The 18550-nt window shown below is 50.2% G+C and carries 13 protein-coding genes, 1 tRNA gene and 1 pseudogene; 13 read left to right on the top strand and 2 right to left on the bottom strand.

The genetic code is table 11. The features are described 5' to 3' along the window. Positions 1 to 92: 92 nt before the first annotated feature. Together V7775_RS04680 and V7775_RS04675 are read left to right on the top strand one after the other, a co-directional pair. Positions 93 to 1475, top strand: coding sequence for an aspartate aminotransferase family protein (locus V7775_RS04680; RefSeq protein WP_335750689.1), 1383 nt, complete (start codon positions 93 to 95; stop codon positions 1473 to 1475). Positions 1476 to 1605: 130 nt separating this feature from the next. After that, positions 1606 to 2148, top strand: a complete 543-nt coding sequence (locus V7775_RS04675) for a hypothetical protein (protein ID WP_335750688.1) — start codon at positions 1606 to 1608, stop codon at positions 2146 to 2148. 28 nt (positions 2149 to 2176) lie between these two features. Here V7775_RS04675 and V7775_RS04670 read toward each other — a convergent pair whose 3' ends face one another. Next, positions 2177 to 3421, bottom strand: a complete 1245-nt coding sequence (locus V7775_RS04670) for an NAD(P)/FAD-dependent oxidoreductase (RefSeq protein ID WP_335750687.1) — start codon at positions 3419 to 3421, stop codon at positions 2177 to 2179. Between the two features lie 132 nt (positions 3422 to 3553). Here V7775_RS04670 and V7775_RS04665 point away from each other — a divergent pair, with 132 nt between their 5' ends. The 6 genes and pseudogenes from V7775_RS04665 to V7775_RS04645 all read left to right on the top strand — a co-directional run bounded on the left by V7775_RS04665 (position 3554) and on the right by V7775_RS04645 (position 9368). Beyond that, on the top strand, positions 3554 to 3817 hold the full coding sequence (locus V7775_RS04665; RefSeq protein WP_335750686.1) for a hypothetical protein: 264 nt from the start codon (positions 3554 to 3556) through the stop codon (positions 3815 to 3817). 110 nt (positions 3818 to 3927) lie between these two features. Continuing rightward, positions 3928 to 6696 carry a calcium-binding protein gene (locus V7775_RS04660; RefSeq protein ID WP_335750685.1) on the top strand — a complete coding sequence of 923 codons (2769 nt, stop codon included), beginning with the start codon at positions 3928 to 3930 and terminating at the stop codon, positions 6694 to 6696. A 185-nt stretch (positions 6697 to 6881) separates the two neighbouring features. Further along, the gene (locus V7775_RS04655; RefSeq protein ID WP_335750684.1) at positions 6882 to 7181 is read left to right on the top strand and encodes a hypothetical protein; all 300 of its coding nucleotides are present in this window, start codon (positions 6882 to 6884) and stop codon (positions 7179 to 7181) included. A gap of 369 nt (positions 7182 to 7550) precedes the next feature. Then, positions 7551 to 7799 carry a hypothetical protein gene (locus V7775_RS04650; RefSeq protein WP_335750683.1) on the top strand — a complete coding sequence of 83 codons (249 nt, stop codon included), beginning with the start codon at positions 7551 to 7553 and terminating at the stop codon, positions 7797 to 7799. Next, positions 7765 to 7992 carry an SIR2 family protein gene (locus tag V7775_RS24700; protein WP_443070080.1) on the top strand — a complete coding sequence of 76 codons (228 nt, stop codon included), beginning with the start codon at positions 7765 to 7767 and terminating at the stop codon, positions 7990 to 7992. The genes V7775_RS04650 and V7775_RS24700 overlap by 35 nt, the downstream gene beginning before the upstream one ends. 347 nt (positions 7993 to 8339) lie before the next feature. Next, positions 8340 to 9368, top strand: a pseudogene (locus V7775_RS04645) (DUF3387 domain-containing protein). A gap of 432 nt (positions 9369 to 9800) precedes the next feature. On the opposite strand, the gene V7775_RS04640 reads toward V7775_RS04645, so the two are convergent. Further along, positions 9801 to 9886: transfer RNA gene (locus V7775_RS04640), tRNA-Leu, on the bottom strand. A 167-nt stretch (positions 9887 to 10053) separates the two neighbouring features. On the opposite strand from V7775_RS04640, the gene V7775_RS04635 reads away from it, so the two are divergent. The 5 genes from V7775_RS04635 to gltB all read left to right on the top strand — a co-directional run bounded on the left by V7775_RS04635 (position 10054) and on the right by gltB (position 18469). Beyond that, entirely contained in the window at positions 10054 to 11037 is a 984-nt protein-coding gene (locus tag V7775_RS04635) for a complex I NDUFA9 subunit family protein (RefSeq protein ID WP_335750682.1), read from the top strand. Further along, positions 11037 to 11840 (top strand): undecaprenyl-diphosphate phosphatase, encoded by an 804-nt coding sequence (locus V7775_RS04630; protein WP_443070079.1) that lies wholly within the window; start codon positions 11037 to 11039, stop codon positions 11838 to 11840. Before V7775_RS04635 ends, V7775_RS04630 begins: the two co-directional genes overlap by 1 nt. A gap of 158 nt (positions 11841 to 11998) precedes the next feature. Then, positions 11999 to 13432, top strand: coding sequence for an NAD(P)-dependent oxidoreductase (locus tag V7775_RS04625; protein ID WP_335750681.1), 1434 nt, complete (start codon positions 11999 to 12001; stop codon positions 13430 to 13432). 79 nt (positions 13433 to 13511) lie between these two features. Then, positions 13512 to 13940 (top strand): GFA family protein, encoded by a 429-nt coding sequence (locus V7775_RS04620; protein WP_335750680.1) that lies wholly within the window; start codon positions 13512 to 13514, stop codon positions 13938 to 13940. Next, positions 13937 to 18469, top strand: a complete 4533-nt coding sequence (gene gltB / locus V7775_RS04615; protein WP_335750679.1) for a glutamate synthase large subunit — start codon at positions 13937 to 13939, stop codon at positions 18467 to 18469. The genes V7775_RS04620 and gltB overlap by 4 nt, the downstream gene beginning before the upstream one ends. Positions 18470 to 18550 lie beyond the last annotated feature (81 nt).

The raw sequence follows: 18550 nt of genomic DNA, 5'->3' as shown, positions 1-18550 counted from the left end.
TTTAGTTTTCGATCATCGTGATGGACGCAGTGCATAAAAACCCCTAGCCATGTTGGTAAGAGTAAGTAACCGTTTCGAATAAGGAAAACCCAATGACCAAGACGCAGACAAATGATGTGCTGACCCAATGGGATCATGACCACTTTTTCCACCCCTCTACGCATTTGGGGCAGTTTGCGCGGCGTGAATTGGGAAACCGGATTATTCAAACGGCGAATGGTGTTCACATCACCGACCGCGAAGGTCGCAGCTCACTTGATGCATTTGCTGGGCTGTATTGTGTGAATGTCGGGTACGGGCGCACCGAAATTGCAGATGCGATTGCGGCACAAGCGCATGAGTTGGCCTATTACCATTCCTATGTTGGGCATGGAACCGAAGCATCTATCACTCTGTCGCGTATGATTGCTGAGCGTGCGCCAAAGGGGATGAATCACGTCTACTACGGGATGAGTGGATCAGATGCGAATGAGACCAACATCAAGCTGGTCTGGTATTACAACAATGTCCTTGGACGTCCCAAGAAGAAAAAGATCATTTCCCGCTGGCGTGGATATCACGGATCTGGATTGGTGACGGGATCGCTGACAGGGCTTGAGTTGTTTCATAAGAAATTCGACCTGCCATTGGAGCAAGTGGTCCATACTGAGGCGCCATATTATTTCCGCCGCGAAGATCGAAACATGAACGAGGCGGAGTTCTCTGCTGATTGCGCGGCAAAACTGGAAGAACTCATTGAACGTGAAGGTGCCGATAACATTGCAGCCTTCATCGGCGAACCTGTGCTGGGGACAGGTGGTATTGTGCCGCCACCAGAAGGGTACTGGGCCGCTATTCAGGCAGTTTTGGACAAGCATGACATCCTTCTCATCGCGGATGAGGTTGTTACAGGATTTGGCCGTTTAGGCACAATGATGGGGTCGGAACATTACGGCATGAAGCCTGATTTGATCACAATCGCAAAAGGTCTGACTTCAGCTTATGCGCCTTTGTCAGGGTCGATTGTCTCGGACAAAATGTGGGCTGTGCTGGAGCAGGGAACAGATGAGTTCGGCGCTATTGGTCATGGTTGGACCTACTCAGCGCACCCAATTGGTGCGGCAGCAGGTGTTGCGAACCTTAAGCTACTGGATAGCCTTGATTTGGTGAACAATGCTGGTGCCGTCGGTGGGTATCTCAACACTGCGATGACACAGGCGCTGGGCGAACATGCAAATGTAGGTGATATCCGCGGAGAAGGCATGTTGTGTGCGGTTGAGTTGATGAAGGATCGTGACAATCATGTGTTCTTTGATGCAGCGGACAAAATTGGGCCGCGCATCGTCTCGGCGATGCTAGATCGCGGTGTGATTGCACGTGCAATGCCACAGGGTGACATCATCGGCTTTGCGCCACCATTTTCGCTCACGCGCGAGCAGGCAGATGAGGTTGTTGGTGTCACCAAAGAAGCTGTGGTCGAAGTTTTGGGCGGTTGATGGTATGATGTTGTTGATTGGTTTCGGCGGCAGTAGCTGGCATGCTCGCTTTCATGCTATTGTTCCCAGTTTGTTGAAGATTTAGGGTCAATTTATTGGCTAAAGCCGTTTGATCAGTTAGGACTAGCTCATGAAAAATATCGTACTCAAATTTCGCCATCTGCTTCTTGCGCTTTTCATTTTGTGCCCGTTTGCCTCCTTCGCAGCGAGTATCGACGATTTTGAGGGTACTTATGAAGGCGAAGCGCAATTTGTTTTTGAAGGTGTAACAACAAAGCGCGACATGAGTACGACGATCAAGGCGACCAAAAAGGGTTTTGAGCTGAGTTGGACGTCGGTTACCTACAAAGGTGATGGCCGAACAAAAGCGAAAACCTACACCATCGAATTCATCCCAAGTAACCGGGAAAACATCTATAAATCAGCGATGAAGACAAACGTGTTTGGCAAAGCAACGCCTTTAGACCCGCTTCAAGGTGAGCCTTTTGTCTGGGCGCGGTTTGAAGGGGATACACTGTCCTTATTTTCGTTATTCATCAATGAACACGGCGAATATGAATTGCAGGAGTTTCATCGCACGTTAACGGATGACGGTTTGAATTTGGTTTTTCGATTGGTACACAACGGAACCTCGGAAAAAGAGATCGTAACAACGTTAAAACGGGTCGAGTGATGATCAGCATAGTACAGGGTTGTTTTCCCTAAAACCGAAGCGCCGAAAATTCCTGAATATCAACAGAGGGGGTGCGCCCTTGTGCAAGGTCCACAACAATCTTCCCTGTTACACCTCCCAAAGTTAGCCCGATGTGTTGATGTCCAAATGCCAAAATAACGCGGTCGGATGCTTTTGAGGGACCAATGACTGGCAGCGAATCCGGCATTGTAGGGCGGTGCCCTAACCACGTGTCGTCAGGTACACTCAGGGGACCAAACATTTCCTCAGATTTGCGATGCAGATAATCAGTGCGCTCAGTACTAAACGGCGCATCAATTGCGTTAATTTCAACAGTTCCTGCAACGCGTAAACCGTCAGCCATTGGTGTTGCGTAAAATCCGGCCTCGGCCCACCCAACGGGGCGCGAAACAAGGTTGCCGAAGTCGCGATAGAGCACGTGGTAACCGCGTTCGGTTCCCAGTGGCAGATGCTCTGCACCCGTTCCCGTGATTTGACGCGACCGTGCGCCAGCCGTTAACGCCAGATGTCCGCCGCGCATCTGACTGCCATCGCTTAGAAACGCAGTTACACCCGCGGTATCAGGTTCGCTGCGCGTAACGCTGTGGGGAAGGTACGTACCGCCTAGCGCTTCAAATCGTGTTTGCATTCGGCTGACCAGCTCTTGCGGGCTGCTGATATGGCGCGCACCCTTGAAACGTAATCCACGGTGGATTGGTTGCTGCAGATTTGGCTCCAGCCCGCGAACGTCTTGCGCCGTAAGCTCATCAAAGGACACACCCTGCGATGCGCGCATAGCATTGCTGTCCCGCGCACTTTCAAATCCCGATTGGGTGGACCAAACATAAAGACAGTCATTATTGATGACCAAGTCTTCAGCCCCCGCCTCCTTTATCAGCGGGTTCAAGCCGTCGTCGGAATGGATCAAGAACCGACCCAGCGCTTCACTGATGTGTTTTACACGCTGTGGACGGCAATTATTCAAAAACGAAAGCATCCATCGCGGGTTTCGCAATCCATGCCCAATGTTAAAGCTCAGCGGGCTTTCCGGGCTGGTCAGGAGATTGGGAAGTGACCTAAATATTGAGGGGTGATTTACTGGTACACATGCGTAGGTTGCTATGGTGCAGGCCGAGCCGTATGTGGTGCCCGAACCTGCCGGATTTGGATCACAGATTAAGGTCTTTAAACCTTCCTTCTGGGCCCAAAGAGCCGTCGACATGCCGACGATGCCCGCACCCACAACGATTAAGTCAAAGTCGTTATCTGACATTTTTATTTCTTACCTTAATGCGTCCAGTTTTTCGATTTCTGGAAAAATCTAAACTGGTTTTTGATGTCATTTCAGTTGGATTGTCGTCAGCGTTTTGGCCAGCAGGTGTACCCATCCAAGATGATACGGTTGATGGCAGATGTTTCAATCCAAAGGCCACATAGTTTTGTAAATGCCAAGGGGATTTTTCTTTTGTGGACGATAGCTGTGCGCGAAAAAAGCCGCACCGCGCGTGATTTTTCATCTGTAGCATCCTGTTCCATCTTCGTTGGCGCAGAGAGGTTAATAGAAGGTCTGGTATGGGGTATTTTTGAACAGGGTATTTTTGTGCATCCAAACGTAGAAAACACGAATTATCCAGTAGCTCTATTTCTTGATCAATTCGGTGGTAAATAGTTGACTTGGGTATTTTTAAAACTAAATTCAACTAAAAGTAGATGAATTATTTTGATGCTCCCACGCGACAGTAGCGAAGCGGAACGTTAGTCCAACCAAGGAGTGAAATTATGCCCGTCGTTACTTCTTTGCCAACTCTGTTAAATGCACCTGACCAACCCGTGTCTGTCACGGCGAACCACTTCGGTTCCAATTTCCTTTTTGGGAAGGATGATCCGACTGAGGGGAGTCTCTATGACGTCATTAATGATGCAGTTAATGTTCAAACATTGCGATTTCCTGGTGGAACAGTGGCCGAATACCATGTGTCAGACGAGGAAGGGACTTCGATTCGAAGGTTTGACATAGAAAGTAGTGCTCACGCAGATATCCTCAGAGATTTTTTGGATTATTGCGCAAGAAATGGCCAAGGCGCGACCATCGTATTGCCGACATATAGGTATTTTGTGGATGGCACTGATGCAAGTACTAGCCCGGTAGATCCTGACGCAGAGACGATAATTAAGGACTATGTTGAATTAGTACTGGAAACAGCCGAAGCTAAAGGAGTGACCATTCAAGGATTTGAGATCGGTAATGAATTTTATCAATCTGATTTTGCTTGGACGTTTTCAGAATTCGCAGAACTTCAGGCGCAGTTTGTCGAATGGGTGAGTGACGCGATTGACGGAAGTGGCGTGATTGATGGGAATGGTGAGGGTGCTGAGATTTATATTCAATCAGCTAAAAAAATAAAAGATGTCCCAACATCTTTTGCTGAGGCAAACGAAATATTTCTTAATGCATTCAAGCCCAATTCGAACTCTGATCCAGATCTGAGTGATGTGGATGGAATCCTTACACACATATATTATAGCCCTAAAGAGAAAGATTTGTCCCAGATCGTAGCGGTGGAAGACCGCTTAGAGAGTTTAGAAAAAGTATGGGGCGATTATGATCTTGATACAATTATCACAGAGTGGAATGTGAGCGAAGCTGCATCAGCGGATTTTGTATATACTGGAGGTAATGCCGTTTACGGTTTTGCCCGCCTAGCAGCGCTGACGCGAGGCTTTGGAGATATAATCGGGCATGGTGTCGATACGGCTATGATTTGGTCAACGATTGCAGGCGGTTCCCGTGGACGAGCAACCCTCGCGAAACAAGCCGGAGATACTCTTCCGACAGATTATGGGTCCCTTATTCTTCCAACAGGCTATTGGTACCAGCTCATGGCCACAACATTGATCGACACAGAATTGGTGTCCAATCATGGGTACGGCGCTGCTTTCCTTGATGGAAATGGCGATTTTGCAGGTTACTCGCATACGTTTCAGGGGACGGGTGCCAAGAACAATGATTATCATGTTGTCTATGCGAGCGGCATTTATGACCAACTTGATCTAGACTTGGATATATCAAGCTTAATGTCAGCGGGTAGTTTTGTTTACGCGACCGTTATTCGCAACGAAGGTACTACTGCCCTGAGTAACTCTGACTCGGCTGATGATATTCTGGCGGCCAATCTGATAAATGCTAACGCGGAAGCCTCAATTGAGGTGATCACGAACCTGACAAGTGATGTCGATATCACCCTTGAGTCCTATGAATTCGTCGAAATCAACGTGGTGACAGGGCACGGGCTTAATCTAGATACGGACATGTTTAACGGCATTAAGGATAATCTAACGCTGACAATTCATGACGATGTTGTCTCGACCCATGATGGGAATGATACGGTCGTAGCAAACGGCGGCAACGATCGGGTCGATCTGGGATCAGGTAGTGATGTTGCTTATGGTGGTGACGGGGCTGATACTTTGTTTGGTGGTGCGGGCAATGATAAGCTGTATGGCGGTGACGGAATTGATGACCTCCGCGGGGAAGCTGGCAATGACACTTTGTTCGGGGAAGTAGGCAATGACCAGCTGGATGGCGGTGCGGGAAATGATATTCTGCTTGGTGGATTGGGAGCAGACATAATTAATGGGGGCGCTGGTATCGACCGTGCGCAGTATCATTTGGCTGTGTCCGCCGTTGAGGCCGATTTACAAATCGAGAGCGCCAACAAGGGAGAAGCGGCAGGGGATCAGTTCGACTTGGTCGAGAACCTGTTCGGCTCCAGATTCAACGACACCTTGAGGGGCGACAGTGGAGACAACCATATCTGGGGACATCTCGGAGATGACGAGCTGTATGGTCGCGATGGGAATGACGCGCTTCAAGGCCAAGATGGCAATGATAAGCTGTATGGCGGTAACGGAGTTGATGTCCTTCTCGGGGAAGCTGGCAATGACACTTTGTTTGGGGAAGCAGGCAATGACCAGCTGGATGGCGGTGCAGGAAATGATATTTTGCTTGGTGGATTGGGAGCAGACATAATTAATGGGGGTGCTGGTATCGACCGTGCGCAGTATCATTTGGCGGAGATCGCCGTTAAGGCCGATTTGCAATACGAGAGCGTCAACAGGGGAGAAGCGGCGGGGGATCAGTTCGACTTGGTCGAGAACATGTTCGGTTCCGGATTCAACGACACCTTGAGAGGCGACAGTGGAGACAACCATATCTGGGGACATCTCGGAGATGACGTGCTGCATGGTCGCGATGGGAATGACAGGCTTAACGGTGGTGCTGGTGAAGACGTATTTGTATTTGACGGGCAATTTGGTCAAGATGATGTATCCGACTTTACGCTAGGCCCAGACGGAGATGTCATAAACTTGATATTGATCACCAGCATCGCAAATTTCGAAGACCTTGTTTCGACCCATTTGAGCCATAATGGCGGACACGCGTTGATAAGCGATGGGAATGGGAACACAATTCAATTGGATAACGTGGACTCCACGCAGCTCACTGAAGATCACTTTTTCTTTATAGATGACTTTTCCGTTTCGTAGCGGGGGTACAGTACAGTTAGGCGGCCTCTTTGGATGTGACGTGACGGGAGTTTGATATGGTAAACGCAGTGCGCAAATCCTGAGTTTGTCGTCCAACACCGTCATGCAGATTGCGTAGTTCCGGTGAACAAAGCTCAGCATCACGAGGTTAAACCAGCACATATTCAGGCTCAACTTTTCTTCAGATGAACCGAAGTATTTTGCATTTTTACTTACTCAAAAATATGAAGCCCGTTCTAATTGCCACCGCTCAGGACAAGGAGGCCACTGGGTTTGGTCACGTCACCGTCGCTGATATGAAACGTTTGCTCGCCCCATATCCGCGCGACGCAGTGCTTCAGAGTTTTATGTGGGTTTTTGCTCCGTTGTATGAACAATGTTTTACGTTTGAAAAAGAAAATATTTCATTATCTGCGATTCAGGATGGCTTGTTACCCAAGCTCCTGAGCGGAGAGATCAAGGTTACCGGTGAGGTGACTCAATGAGCAGAGAATGGGTTTCAAGCAGTAAAAAGTCATTAAAAGTGTCGTAACCGCACTGCAAAGCGCATATTTGAAAAAATGACGACATTCATCAAAGATTGAATGACGGAGAGCCAATTAGAAATAAACGGCCTTTTGCCTGATAGAGAAGAATATTCATACGAGTGAAGCGAAGCGCATTTTTTGGATGGATCGAAACACCTACTATGAGGAAATTGAGTTTTGCCTATTCAAGCATCATGAAGTGGCGATTGGATTTATTAGGCAAAATGAGCTAAAGCCTGTTTTCAAGGGCTTGGTTTCTTCAATCAAACGAAAGAGAATTGTTCCGTTCGTCGGAGCCGGGATGTCGTTATCTTCGAGTTATCCCTTATGGAGGCGGCGCTTGAAGAGATTCTGGGCCGAATTGATGATATCGATGCGGCAGCAATTAAGGTCAAAATTGCCGACTGCGACTATTTCAATGTGGCACAGGACTTGTGGGACGCTGAACATGCACAATTCAAAAGCTATATTAGAAATAAGTTTGCAGACGGACGATTGCCTGGTGGAGGCGCCGGTCGGCGCAATAAACCTGCTTTAAAACTTGTGCGATGGCTGCATTGTAACAACGAATTTTGATCCGTTGATAGAAACGGTATTAGGTAAAGGCCACATCACTGGCTGCATGCATTGGCGTCAAGAAGGCAACAAGTTTTCAACGAAGCTGATCAAAGGTGAGCGATGTTTGCTAAAGCTTCATGGTGACACTGAAGATCATGAGACTTGTGTCTTTACATCAGAGCAGTATGACCAAGCATATGGTTCCCCTTAGACTTTACCAAGCTGCTCCCTAAGGCTCTGAGGCAGATTATTTTAAAAGCTCTTTGTTGTTCTTGGGCTGAAGTATGACACAGATAAGACACTTGAGCTTTTTCAGAGGTCATGAAAGATTCTGATTTTGATGTCTCTGACCACTTTGTTTTGATGTCTTTGCCAAATAGAAGAGAAACAAAAAATCAAAAAGAAGCACGCCTAAATGGGCTGTAAATACGTCCCATTTGGTATTCCGCAGAGGATCACACCTTCGAAGAGAAATACTTGAACCTCGCGTTGGATATGGCTGTGGAAAGGTTGAAAGATTTTTAACATGAGCTGGATTAGTGAAGACCAACTAGAAAAATGTGCCTCTCTTGGTTTGCGGATGTAGGATATGACTATAAACCCAGTCGTGACACGCATGAGACATATTCTGTTCTTTTGGAGAAGGTGGATGTGGTTCGCGTAATTTTACATGGTTTGGATTATAGCGGCTTTAAACAGAATGCTATGCAATTGCTTCCGGGGGCGATGAACCACATTCAGGGCGCGCAGGAGGACAGCAATAACCTTGATGGCAAACGGCGTTTTCTGGATGTTAAGGCGGCTATCGGCATGGCGTACACCCTGTGTAGTACTATGGACGAAGTCGCCCCAATCAAGAGAGAAATAGCTTTTCTGAGCGCAGTCAAAAACGCGATCACAAAATTTACAACTGTCGACAAGCGCCGGACAGATGAAGCGAAAAACTCTGCTTTGAAGCAGATAATTGACAATGCGATTGTTGCCGATGGTGTCGATGACATTTTCCATTTGGTCGGGTTCGATAGGCCAAACATTGGATTGTTGTCCCCGGAATTCATGGATGATGTTGCTAAGCTTGAAGAAAAGAACCTGGCTGTCGACTTGCTGGAGCGCTTGCTACGCGATGAAGTGAAGGCCCGTATGAAAACCGATGTTGTGTCGGAGAAAAAGTACTCAGACAGAATATTGGAAACCCTTCGCAAGTATCACAACCGCGCAATTGAAACAGCTCAAGTGATAGAAGAACTGATTCAGATGGCTAAAGATATGGCTGAGGATGCGGAGCTAGCTGAAAAATCTGGTCTAAATCCGGATGAAATAGCCAATTACAGATCGCTGAATCAAAATGAATCGGCAGTGAAAGAACTTGGAGATAACGACCTTCGAGAACGCGCCAAGCATGTGACAGCATAGCATAAGAAAAGGACCACTGTTGATTGGCAAGTTCGTGACAGCGTAAGAGCGAAACTGCGCAATCTAGTTCGTTGGGCGTTAAGAAAGTGGCGTTACCCACCAGATAGGGCTGATGAGGCAGTGGAACAGTGCCTGAAGCAGACAGAAGCATTGAGTGAAAGTTGTAGCCGCTAAGGTGGCGTTGGAGATGCTACGTAGCGGCACGCGTTACGTTGGTTTGGGGGTGGGTTTGACATAGAAAGGTAACCCCTAAAACGTATTGGTATACAAGAGATACCATAGAACTGGGACGTGCAGCGCGGGCTGCACAGTTGCATTCGAATTGCAATCTAAATGTCTGGTTTGGATCGGTTTTCACACTCTACAAGCCGATTGCGGCTTTTTGAACATGACTTGTGGTGACATCGTGATACGGGAACAGCTGTTAGGGATAATATCCAACCTGCACGCGCAGTTTATATCATCTTCCCATTCGACAACAGCAACGCGCACCTGATGCGACACTTCGATCTGCAAGCTCAAAGTGTGAAAGGTGGTCGGTAGCGTGGGTAACATCTCAGGTGGTATCCGTAATATATTGATCTTTATTCATATTTACGGAAAAATTGGTGCCCAGAAGAGGACTCGAACCTCCACACCGTTGCCAGTACTAGCACCTGAAGCTAGCGCGTCTACCATTCCGCCACCTGGGCACACCTTGTGAGAGCTGCATCTAAGGTGGGGAACACTAGGAGTCAATTGCATTTCAAGATAGAAAGTGAAGTTCTTTTGTTCTGCTATGTCCGAGCGATTTTTGAGCCTTGTTTGCATGGCTTTGGGGGGGTACACCCATGCGGGACAATCGTTGAGGGTATACATCATGTCTAAGCTGGTTACGATCTATGGTGGTTCTGGTTTTGTCGGGCGCTACATTGCGCGCCGGATGGCCAAAGAGGGCTGGCGCGTGCGAGTCGCGGTGCGGCGCCCCAACGAAGCGATCTTTGTGAAAACCTACGGCGTTGTTGGGCAGGTTGAACCTGTTTTGTGCAATATTCGTGATGACGCCTCTGTTGCGTCAGTCATGAAAGGCGCGGATGCAGTTGTGAACTGTGTAGGCGTTCTGGCTGAGGCTGGCAAAAATACGTTTGACGCCGTTCAGTCCGAAGGTGCTGCGCGGATTGCAAGACTAGCAGCTGAAGCGGGCATCACACGTATGGTTCAATTGTCGGCTATCGGTGCCGACGCTGATAGCGATAGCGAATACGCACGAACCAAAGCCGAAGGCGAAGCTGCCGTGCTTGAGCATCAGCCGGATGCAATGATTTTGCGGCCTTCTGTTGTGTTCGGTTCGGAAGATAGCTTCTTTAACCGCTTTGCCGGGATGGCACGCTTTGGTCCGGTTCTACCGGTAGTGGGTGCGAATACGCAGTTCCAACCAGTTTATGTGGATGATGTTGCCCAAGCTGCCGTTATGGGTGTGCTGGGGAATGCCTCAGGCGTCTATGAGTTGGGCGGCCCGGTAAAGATGAGCTTTCGCGAGTTGATGGAGCAGATGTTGCAGGTGATCCGACGCCGGCGTTTGGTTTTGAATATCCCGTTTTTTGCCGCACGGATTATGGCGTTTAGTTTTGATATGCTTCAAGCCGCATCCGGTGGATTGATCAAGAATGGCATGGTCACACGTGATCAGGTTAAAAACTTGGCCAATGACAATGTGGTTTCTGAAGGTGCTCAAACCTTTGAGACGTTGGGTATTGCCCCTGTCACGATGGCGTCTGTCCTGCCGGAGTACCTGTGGCGCTTCCGCCCATCCGGCCAGTATGACGCTATAAAGGAATCAGCAAGCAACCTGCGCTCCAGCTGATGGAGAACACCACGATTGTTGCGGCCTTTCTAGGCTTGCTAGAGGGGCTGACTGAGTTCATCCCCGTTTCCTCTACGGGACATGTCCTGCTTGCAGGGCATTTTTTGGGCTTCGAATCTGCAGGTAAAACCTTTGAGGTTGTTATCCAGTTGGGTGCCGTTTTGGCCATCCTTACATTGTACTCTGCACGTTTGATTTCGGTGTTTGCCGCCGCTCCTTCCGATCCACAAGCGCAGCGTTTTATCTGGTCTGTGCTGCTGGCCTTTTTGCCAGCGGTGTTCATCGGTGTGATGGCGCATGGTTTCATCAAAGAAGTTCTGTTCGAGACGCCAATGCTTATCGCTGTGATGCTGATCTTAGGCGGTATTGTATTGGTCTTTGTAGACCGTTTCGCGCCCGAACCTGTCTATGATGACGCGATGAAGCTACCTATTCCGATGGCGATCAAGATCGGATTTATCCAGTGCCTTGCGATGGTGCCCGGCGTTTCACGATCTGGCGCCACAATCGTTGGTGCGTTGATGTTAGGTGCAAGCAAGCGCGCTGCGGCAGAGTTTTCGTTCTTTTTATCCATGCCAACGATGGCGGGTGCCTTTGCATATGACCTCTATAAGAATCGTGATGTGCTAGACACTTCTGCGATGGGTGAAATCGCGGTTGGCTTTGTTATGGCCTTTATTAGTGCAGTTTTAGTGGTCAAGTGGTTGCTGGGTTACGTCAGCCGCAATGGGTACGCATTATTTGGCTGGTGGCGCATCATTGTAGGGTCTTTGGCTTTAGTCTTTCTTATCAGCGGCTTTTGACCTTTAAGGTTCGAACCGGACCTTAAATTGGACCTGTGCGGTGGGGGTTTCTAAGGTTGGGGCGAAAAAAGTTATATATAGGTCAGTAATACTGACTTTTAATTCCATTTGGCTTGGAGTATCCAAGGCGCTCAGACGGGATTTAAGGAACTTGCACCATGGCAAAGCAACCTATGTTGAAATTCACCAGCGTTGAGCGGGACATGCCGGAAAAACGGCCGCCGAACTTACGTCGTGAAGATTTTAACGAGATTTATGCAGAGTATGCCGACGCAAAGGCTAAGGAACAGTCCAGCCGTTGTAGCCAGTGTGGTGTGCCTTATTGCCAAAGCCACTGCCCGTTGCACAACAACATTCCGGATTGGTTGCGTCTAACCGCTGAGGGGCGTTTGCAAGAAGCCTATGAGGTGTCTCAAGCAACCAATACATTCCCAGAAATTTGTGGCCGCATCTGTCCGCAGGATCGCCTGTGCGAAGGTAATTGCGTTATTGAAAGTTCCGGACATGGGACTGTCACCATTGGGTCGGTAGAGAAATATATCACTGACACCGCATGGGAACAGGGTTGGGTTAAGCCAATCACTGCACCATCTGAGCGAACCGAGAGTGTCGGAATTATCGGTGCTGGTCCCGGCGGCCTTGCGGCGGCTGACTTCCTGCGTCGTTCTGGTGTTCAGGTCACGGTTTATGACCGTTATGACCGCGCGGGTGGTCTGATGACCTACGGAATTCCGGGCTTCAAGCTTGAAAAAGACATCGTCATGCGTCGGAACGAGCAGCTTGAGCAGGGCGGCGTGACCTTTAAACTGAACTGCGCTGTTGGCGAAGATATCTCATTTGCAGAAGTTCGTTCGGCTCATGATGCGGTGATCATCGCAACGGGTGTGTATAAAAGCCGCGATTTGCAAGCGCCGGGCGTTGGTGTGCAAGGCCTCGTTCCCGCGCTCGATTTCCTGACGGTGTCCAACAAAAAGAGCTTTGGCGATGATGTCCCTGAGTTCACCGACGGTAGCCTAAACGCTGAAGGTAAGAACGTGGTTGTTATTGGTGGCGGTGACACAGCAATGGATTGTGTACGCACTTCCATTCGTCAGGGTGCAAAAAGCGTTAAATGCCTCTATCGTCGTGACCGTGCGAACATGCCAGGAAGCCAACGTGAAGTCGCCAATGCCGAAGAAGAAGGTGTGGTGTTTGAATGGTTGAGCGCGCCAAAGGGCTTTACTGGTGATCCGATCGCTGGCGTGATGGTTCAAAAGATGCGTTTGGGTCAGCCCGATGCAACAGGCCGCCAAGCGCCCGAAGTAATCGAAGGCGCAGACTATGTTGAAGACGCTGATCTGGTGATCATGGCGCTTGGATTTGAGGCTGAAGATTTGCCAACGATCTGGGATTGTCCTGATCTGCCGGTGACCCGCTGGGGAACTGTAAAGGCTGATTTCACAACAGGCCGTACAGAGGCCGACGGAGTTTACGCCGTTGGTGATATCGTGCGTGGCGCATCATTGGTCGTTTGGGCAATCAAAGACGGTCGCGATTGTGCTGAGGCGATATTGGATGAATTCAACGGAAAATCAGCACTCGCTGCTGAATAAAGGCGCCTCGCGCCCCTCAAATTCATATCGATACACAGGTCCGTCGCAGCGGCGACACCCCATGTAAGAGAGTTTTAAAATGTCTGAAGATATTAAAGGCCAATGTTTATGTGGTGCAGTTCAAGTCACCGCGACAGTCGACAATCCGCGCATGCGGGCATGTCATTGTGACATGTGCCGCCAGCATACATCAGGACCGTTCTTTTCACTGGAAACGGTGCCGGGCAGCGTGACCGTGACGGGACCATCCAAAACGTTCAAATCATCCGATTGGGGCGGCAGGGGTTTCTGCGAAAAATGCGGATCGACACTTTGGTACGGCTTTGACGCGGATGGATCACGCAACCTGTCAGCTGGCCTTTTTCCCAATGGCGGCGGCGGCGTACTAAAAGTCGAATTTTTCTCAGACAAATGCCCAAGTGGCTATGCCCTAGCTGGCGATCAGAAAAAAATGACGACCGAAGAAACACTTGAACTATTTGCACCAAAAGATGGAGACGCCCAATGACCAAGTATGATGAAGCATGGGTTGCACGCGAAGAAGCCAAGCGCGCATTTGTGGCGGAAAAAGGCCTGTATTCACCAGAAGAGGAGCACTCCTCCTGTGGTGTGGGCCTTGTCGTAAACATTGATGGTTCGCGTTCACGCGAAGTCGTCGAGAACGGCATCAAAGCGCTTAAGGCGATCTGGCACCGTGGTGCTGTTGATGCAGATGGTAAAACTGGCGACGGTGCGGGTATCCACGTACAGATTCCAGTACCCTTCTTTTACGATCAGATTGAGTGGACAGGCCACAAGCCTCGCAAAGATGAACTAATGGCTGTCGGTCAGGTGTTCCTACCGCGGACTGATTTTGCTGCGCAAGAAACCTGCCGTACCATCGTAGAGACTGAAGTTCTGCGTATGGGCTACTACATCTATGGCTGGCGCCATGTGCCCGTGAAGGTCGAGTGTCTGGGTGAAAAAGCCAACGCAACCCGTCCCGAGATCGAGCAGATCCTAATCTCAAACGCTAAAGGCGTTGATGAAGAAACATTCGAGCGCGAGCTGTATGTGATCCGTCGCCGCATCGAAAAGGCAGCCATCGCAGCACAGGTTCCGACGTTATATATCGCGTCCATGTCGTGCCGCAGCATCATCTACAAAGGCATGATGCTGGCTGAACAGGTAGCCGAGTTTTACCCTGACCTGATGGATGAACGGTTTGAGAGCGCCTTTGCAATCTATCACCAGCGTTATTCCACTAATACCTTCCCGCAGTGGTGGCTGGCACAGCCGTTCCGCATGCTGGCGCACAATGGTGAGATCAACACGCTCAAGGGCAACCTCAACTGGATGAAGAGCCACGAAATTCGCATGGCATCTTCTACCTTCGGCGACATGGCTGAGGATATCAAACCAATCGTTGCAGCAGGGTCTTCAGACTCGGCGGCGTTGGATTCTGTTTTCGAAGTCTTGGTGCGTGCAGGTCGTTCTGCACCGATGGCCAAAACAATGTTGGTTCCAGAAAGCTGGTCCAAGCAGGCCGTTGATTTGCCGCAAGCGTGGCGTGACATGTATTCTTATTGCAACTCGGTCATGGAGCCATGGGATGGCCCAGCCGCGTTGGCAATGACAGATGGCCGCTGGGTTTGTGCAGGTCTTGACCGTAACGGCCTGCGCCCGATGCGTTATGTCGTCACCAGCGACGGTATGCTGATCGCTGGCTCTGAGGCGGGCATGGTGCCATTGGATGAAGCGCGTGTAATCCGTAAGGGCGCATTGGGCCCAGGCCAATTGCTGGCCGTGGACATGCAAGAAGGCAAATTGTTCGGCGATACCGAGATCAAGGACAAACTGTCCGCGGCGCGTCCCTTCGGTGATTGGGTTGGTAAGATCCATGAACTTGACGAAGAGCTATTGGGCGTAACTGAAAAGCCATTGTTTGAAGGTAATGAACTGCGCCGTCGTCAGATTGCAGCAGGCTATACTATCGAAGAGCTGGAACAAATTTTGGCTCCGATGGCCGAGGACGGCAAAGAAACGCTTGCGTCGATGGGCGATGACACGCCGTCTGCCGTGTTGTCTGGCAAATACCGTCCGCTGAGCCACTTCTTCCGTCAGAACTTTTCTCAGGTGACCAACCCGCCAATCGACAGCTTGCGCGAATTCCGCGTGATGAGTCTCAAAACGCGTTTTGGTAATCTTAAGAACGTGCTGGATGAAAGCAGTAGCCAAACTGAGATTCTGGTGCTGGATAGTCCGTTTGTTGGCAATGCGCAGTTTGATGAGCTGACCAAGCATTTCAATGCTGATCTGGTGACGTTGGATTGTACCTTCGAGGAAGGTACTGGAAACCTGAACACCGCATTGGAACGCATTCGTGCCGAGGCAGAGGATGCGGTGCGTTCGGGTGCAGGACATCTAGTTCTGACTGACCAGCACAGCAATGCGGATAAGATTGCGATCCCGATGATCCTTGCGACCAGTGCGGTCCATAGTCATCTGACGCGTAAAGGTCTGCGTACGTTTACGTCGATCAATGTGCGTTCGGCGGAATGTGTTGATCCGCATTATTTCGCAGTGCTAATCGGCTGTGGCGCTACTGTTGTGAACGCCTATCTCGCGGAAGATTCACTGGCCGATCGCATCGGTCGTGGTTTGATGGATGTTGATCTGACGGCCGCAATTGCACGCTACCGCGAAGCGATTGATCAGGGCCTGCTCAAGATCATGGCAAAGATGGGGATATCTGTTGTTTCCTCTTACCGTGGGGGTCTGAACTTTGAAGCAGTGGGCCTGTCCCGCGCTATGGTTGCCGAATTTTTCCCCGGTATGACCAGCCGTATTAGCGGCATTGGTGTCAGCGGCATTCAACGCAAGACCGAACAGGTCCATGCAAAAGGATGGTCCGGCACTGACGCGATTCTGCCAATTGGCGGTTTCTACAAATCACGTGCATCTGGAGAGACCCACGCATGGGAGGCAACCTCCATGCACATGCTTCAGGCGGCGTGTACCCGCGCATCTTACGAGATGTGGAAGCAGTATAGTGCCAAGATGCAAAGCAACCCACCGATCCACTTGCGAGACCTATTGGCGCTCAAGCCATTGGGTGAGGCAGTGCCGATTGAGGAAGTGGAAAGCATCACTGCGATCCGCAAACGCTTTGTTACTCCGGGAATGTCGCTGGGTGCTCTTAGCCCAGAGGCGCATAAAACGCTGAACGTGGCGATGAACCGGATTGGTGCAAAATCGGACAGTGGTGAAGGCGGCGAAGACCCAGCGCACTTCCACCCTGAGGCCAATGGCGATAACCCGTCAGCCAAGATCAAACAGGTTGCGTCGGGCCGTTTTGGTGTGACCGCAGAATACTTGAACCAGTGCGAAGAGCTGGAGATCAAGGTTGCGCAGGGTGCCAAGCCGGGCGAAGGTGGACAGTTGCCCGGTATGAAAGTGACCGAACTGATTGCCCGATTGCGTCACTCGACTCCTGGTGTGACACTGATCTCACCTCCACCGCACCACGATATCTATTCCATCGAAGATCTCGCGCAGCTGATTTATGATCTCAAGCAGATCAATCCGCGTTGCAAGGTGACCGTTAAGCTGGTCGCCTCCAGTGGTGTTGGTACAATTGCGGCGGGTGTGGCAAAGGCGAAAGCTGATATCATCCTGATCTCCGGTCACAACGGTGGTACTGGCGCCAGCCCTGCAACTTCGATCAAATACGCAGGTCTACCGTGGGAGATGGGCCTCACTGAGGCGCATCAGGTTCTGTCTATGAACAACCTGCGTGACCGCGTGACATTGCGGACTGATGGCGGTTTGCGCACAGGTCGTGACATTGTGATGGCGGCGATGTTGGGTGCTGAGGAATACGGCATCGGTACCGCCGCGTTGATCGCGATGGGATGTATCATGGTACGTCAGTGTCAGAGCAACACCTGCCCAGTAGGTGTCTGTACCCAAGACGAGGCGCTGCGTGACAAATTCACAGGAAATGCGGATAAAGTTGTGAACCTCATCACCTTCTATGCAACTGAAGTGCGGGAAATTCTCGCATCTATCGGTGCGCGTTCGTTGGATGATGTGATTGGTCGTGCTGATCTGTTGACGCAGGTTTCGCGTGGCTCTGCCCACCTTGACGATCTAGACCTCAACCCCTTGTTGATCTCCGTCGATGCAGAGCTGCACACGGTCTATGACCGTAACAAGCCGCGCAATGTTGTGTCTGATACTTTGGATGCACAGATCGTAGCGGATGCGGTGCGCTTCCTTGAGGATGGTGAAAAGATGCAGCTGAGCTATGCTGTGCAAAACACGCACCGGACAGTTGGCACACGCATTTCCAGCCATATTGTCAAACGTTTTGGCATGCGTAATGATCTGCAGCCCAACCACCTGACAGTGAATCTGACTGGTTCCGCTGGCCAATCATTGGGTGCATTTGCAGCGCCAGGTCTAAAACTGGTCGTAGCGGGGGACGCCAACGACTATGTGGGCAAGGGGTTGTCTGGCGGTACTGTTGTGGTCCGGCCGCAGATGAAATCCACAATTGTGGCCGCAGAGAACACAATCATCGGTAACACAGTCCTCTACGGTGCAACTGATGGGTTCCTGTTTGCAGCGGGCCGCGCGGGTGAACGGTTTGCTGTTCGTAACTCCGGCGCGCATGTTGTGATCGAGGGTTGTGGCAGTAATGGGTGTGAATACATGACTGGCGGCGTGGCGGTTATCTTGGGTGAAATCGGCGCGAACTTTGGCGCGGGTATGACGGGTGGTATGGCCTACCTGTATGACCCTGAAAACCGTGCTATCGCCATGATGAACCATGAAACACTGGTACATTGCGCCGTTACCCAAGATCACTGGGAGCAGCAGCTCAAGACTTTGATCGAACGTCATGTTGCTGAAACCAATAGCCGCAAGGCCATGGATATCTTGCAACATTGGGATCTAGAAAAAGGTAACTTTATCCAGATCTGTCCAAAGGAAATGCTGAACCGCATTCCTGTGCCGCTTGGCGATGAAGCACAGGCCATTCCAGCGGAATAACCGCATTATCAATTGTGTCAGCGAGGGAAACAATCTGTTTCGCTGACACAAAATGGCCCCGATTAGAAACAATTCGCGGCA

It is taken from the genome of Sulfitobacter sp., from assembly GCF_036960155.1.
Taxonomy (GTDB): domain Bacteria; phylum Pseudomonadota; class Alphaproteobacteria; order Rhodobacterales; family Rhodobacteraceae; genus Sulfitobacter.
Note: the sequence above shows the minus strand (reverse complement) of the source record. Positions and strands in the feature narration are given on the sequence as shown.

Bases quoted from the DNA above. Each gene is read 5' to 3' on its own strand.
- V7775_RS04680 (WP_335750689.1), top strand. From the start codon at position 93: ATGACCAAGACGCAGACAAATGATGTGCTGACCCAATGGGATCATGAC.
- V7775_RS04675 (WP_335750688.1), top strand. From the start codon at position 1,606: ATGAAAAATATCGTACTCAAATTTCGCCATCTGCTTCTTGCGCTTTTC.
- V7775_RS04670 (WP_335750687.1), bottom strand. From the start codon at position 3,421: ATGTCAGATAACGACTTTGACTTAATCGTTGTGGGTGCGGGCATCGTC.
- V7775_RS04665 (WP_335750686.1), top strand. From the start codon at position 3,554: ATGGCAGATGTTTCAATCCAAAGGCCACATAGTTTTGTAAATGCCAAG.
- V7775_RS04660 (WP_335750685.1), top strand. From the start codon at position 3,928: ATGCCCGTCGTTACTTCTTTGCCAACTCTGTTAAATGCACCTGACCAA.
- V7775_RS04655 (WP_335750684.1), top strand. From the start codon at position 6,882: ATGAACCGAAGTATTTTGCATTTTTACTTACTCAAAAATATGAAGCCC.
- V7775_RS04650 (WP_335750683.1), top strand. From the start codon at position 7,551: ATGGAGGCGGCGCTTGAAGAGATTCTGGGCCGAATTGATGATATCGAT.
- V7775_RS04635 (WP_335750682.1), top strand. From the start codon at position 10,054: ATGTCTAAGCTGGTTACGATCTATGGTGGTTCTGGTTTTGTCGGGCGC.
- V7775_RS04630 (WP_443070079.1), top strand. From the start codon at position 11,037: ATGGAGAACACCACGATTGTTGCGGCCTTTCTAGGCTTGCTAGAGGGG.
- V7775_RS04625 (WP_335750681.1), top strand. From the start codon at position 11,999: ATGGCAAAGCAACCTATGTTGAAATTCACCAGCGTTGAGCGGGACATG.
- V7775_RS04620 (WP_335750680.1), top strand. From the start codon at position 13,512: ATGTCTGAAGATATTAAAGGCCAATGTTTATGTGGTGCAGTTCAAGTC.
- gltB (WP_335750679.1), top strand. From the start codon at position 13,937: ATGACCAAGTATGATGAAGCATGGGTTGCACGCGAAGAAGCCAAGCGC.